This window comes from Corallococcus terminator, assembly GCF_003611635.1.
Taxonomy (GTDB): domain Bacteria; phylum Myxococcota; class Myxococcia; order Myxococcales; family Myxococcaceae; genus Corallococcus; species Corallococcus terminator.
Map to the genome: position 1 here is coordinate 1 of NZ_RAVZ01000601.1, position 2,518 is coordinate 2,518.

Sequence of the window (2,518 nt, forward strand, 5' to 3'; positions counted from 1 at the left end):
CGCCCTACGTCCTTGACCGTACGGCAGCGGTTGGCTGGCTCGTCGGCAACTTCGACCGTGCCTACTTCGTCAGCCCTGGCCGGGGGACTTCTGACTTTTCCTCTGTCCGGCGAGGGGCCACGGGCGCTTGTGAATCCGTCGCCCTGTTTGCGGTGCCGGGCTACACCCTCCTTCTCGCGGACCGGATAACGGGCGAAGCCTTCCCCTTCGCCATCCCGGCCCCTCTCAACCTCCAGCAGTAGCAACCGCGCCCGTCCTCCCGCGCCGCCGCATGGCGGCCGGGAGGGCCTGGCCGCCTCGTTCCCTCCATGCGCGCTTCTTCCCTCCTCCCGCTGCTGCTCCTCCTGCCCACCGTCGCGCTCGCTGACCGCGGCGCCTTCACCGTCGAGGCAGGAGGTGGCGTCTCTGTCCCCTTCCTCTATGCCCCCTACGCGTCGGACTCCCCTGCAGTCCGGACGACGGCCGCGTCCATCTGGGTGGGGACGCGGTACGCCCTCACCAACCACCTGGAGTTCGCCGCGTCGGGTTTCTACGAGCCGGGCGTGACGGTCTTCCACAACGCCGTCACGGTGGTTCGGGATGGCGCCCCGTTCCCCGGGACGCTCCGGCACGACGTCTCCCGCATGGGCGCGCTCGCGGGCGCGCACCTCGTGTGGGGCTTGGAGTGGCGCTTCATCGCCGGCCTGGAGGCCGGCTGGAGCGCGCGCAGCTACTCCGCCTTCCAGCACATCGACACCAGCCAGATGCCGGCGGTGGACTACGGCCTGCAGCTCGCCGACTTCACCGCCCACAATTTCGTGCTGGTGCCGGCCGTGGGCGTCGAGTGGGCGAAGGGAGACCACTGGTCCATCGCCCTCGTGCCGCGCCTCCAGGTGCTGCTCGGGAAGGAGTCCACCGTGGCCCTCACGGTGCCGCTGACGCTCTCGTGGAGCTGGTACCTCTAAACGACGGAGCGCGATTCTCGATAGGTCTCATGCTGCGCGTCGTGCGGTGACGGCACGCAGCACGGGGCTGGGAAAGGCCGCGCACTCGGAGAGGTCATCCGCTCCCTCTCCGAGCACGGTTCACCGATTTACCTGAAGCGGGTTAGCGGGCGTCGCGCGGGTCCCCGGTGAGGCAGGGCTCCATCTTCTCGGGGGCGACGAGGAACAGCTCCTCGCGGCCCAGGTCCTGGGTGATGCCCGGCGTGGCGAAGCCAATCTGGCCGCCGCCGTCGTACAACAGGGCCGCCCAGTCGTTCTGCGACACGGGGTACACATCCGTCGCGTCGCCGTCGCGGTTGAAGTCCAACGCAATGGTGTTGAAGTCGTATTGGCGGTTGTTGTTGAAGTCGACGAAGTCGGCTGCGGAGAACATCGCCACCTGGGCGCCGTTGAAGCGCAGCCCGTAGTACCTAGTCAGTTCCGACCCGGTGGACGGGGCGACGGCCGCGAACGCGGTGAGCTCATTGACGGCCGCCTCGTTGATGGAATCCACGTGCACACGCGAGTAGTCGAGCGCGCCGACCGTGCCGCCAAGTTCGAATCCATAGAACTGGTATTCGTAGTTCATGATGCTCAGGTAGTTGGGCTTGTAGTTGGCTCCGTCGTTGCCACCGTGGTCCAGGCCCAGGTTGTGACCCAGTTCGTGCATGAGGGTGCCGGCCTGCTGTTGCTCGGTGCCATTGAAAGAGCCCAACGTCATCAGGAAGTCATGCGCGGGGAGGCCGCGCGAGATACCGCTGGAGAAGTCCCCGTTGTACTGGTGCGCGAACACCGCGTAGTGAAAGTAGGGCGCGCGGGCGGCGGCGAAGTACTTCGCCTTGATGACGTCGAATTCCGTCCACACGGGGCTCAGGTTCATGTCCGCGTCCGCGGCGGCGATCTGCTGATCCAGCACCAGGTGCAGCGTGATGCCAGTGGACCCATCCGGATTGCTCACTGGCGCGCTGGCGAAAGCCGTGATGACCTTGTCCAGCGTGGCCTGGCTGGGCCTGAGGTTGGGATAGTAGTCCACCTCCACGAAGACGTCCTTCCTGCGCGCGTTCGCGCCGAGGGCCGTCAGGTCCAGGCCACCGCCGAAGCCGAACGACTCCGCGTAGTCGTTGAGGCGGTCTCCGTCCGTGTCGGGGTTGTTGGGATTGGTGCGCAGCACCAGCTCCACCACGTCGCAGACGCCGTCGCGGTCCGTATCGGGGAGAAGCGCGCAGGCGGGGATTGGGAGAGGGATGGCCGTCGCGGATTCCACCCCCTGGCGGGTGCTGACCACCTCCGCGTCCGGGAGGTCGGCGCCGCCACACCCGTTCAAACCGAGGAGCGCAACGGAAGCTGTCAGCAGCGCCTTGTGAAGCTTGGACATAGAATTCCTTTGTGTGCAAACAGTTGGCATCACACCAACTGCCTCCTTCTTGCAGTTTGCCGTATTCGCTGTCTATTCAATTAATATAGGATTTACATATTTGAGACAGGCATGAAGCGTGGCCGGACAGCCCGGGCGCTCTCCCCAGCTCAGGCCCGATTTTGGGGTTGAGGTGCACGTC

The 2,518-nt window shown here is 65.8% G+C and carries 3 protein-coding genes; 2 read left to right on the top strand and 1 reads right to left on the bottom strand.

All coding sequences use genetic code 11. The features are described 5' to 3' along the window. A partial coding sequence (locus D7V88_RS44025) for a hypothetical protein (RefSeq protein ID WP_208726747.1) occupies positions 1–242 on the top strand: 242 nt, incomplete at its 5' end. A gap of 66 nt (positions 243–308) precedes the next feature. Beyond that, positions 309–944, top strand: a complete 636-nt coding sequence (locus D7V88_RS40585; RefSeq protein WP_120545835.1) for a hypothetical protein — start codon at positions 309–311, stop codon at positions 942–944. 142 nt (positions 945–1,086) lie between these two features. Here D7V88_RS40585 and D7V88_RS40590 read toward each other — a convergent pair whose 3' ends face one another. Further along, entirely contained in the window at positions 1,087–2,337 is a 1,251-nt protein-coding gene (locus tag D7V88_RS40590; RefSeq protein WP_120545836.1) for a zinc metalloprotease, read from the bottom strand. Between the last annotated feature and the right edge of the window lie 181 nt (positions 2,338–2,518).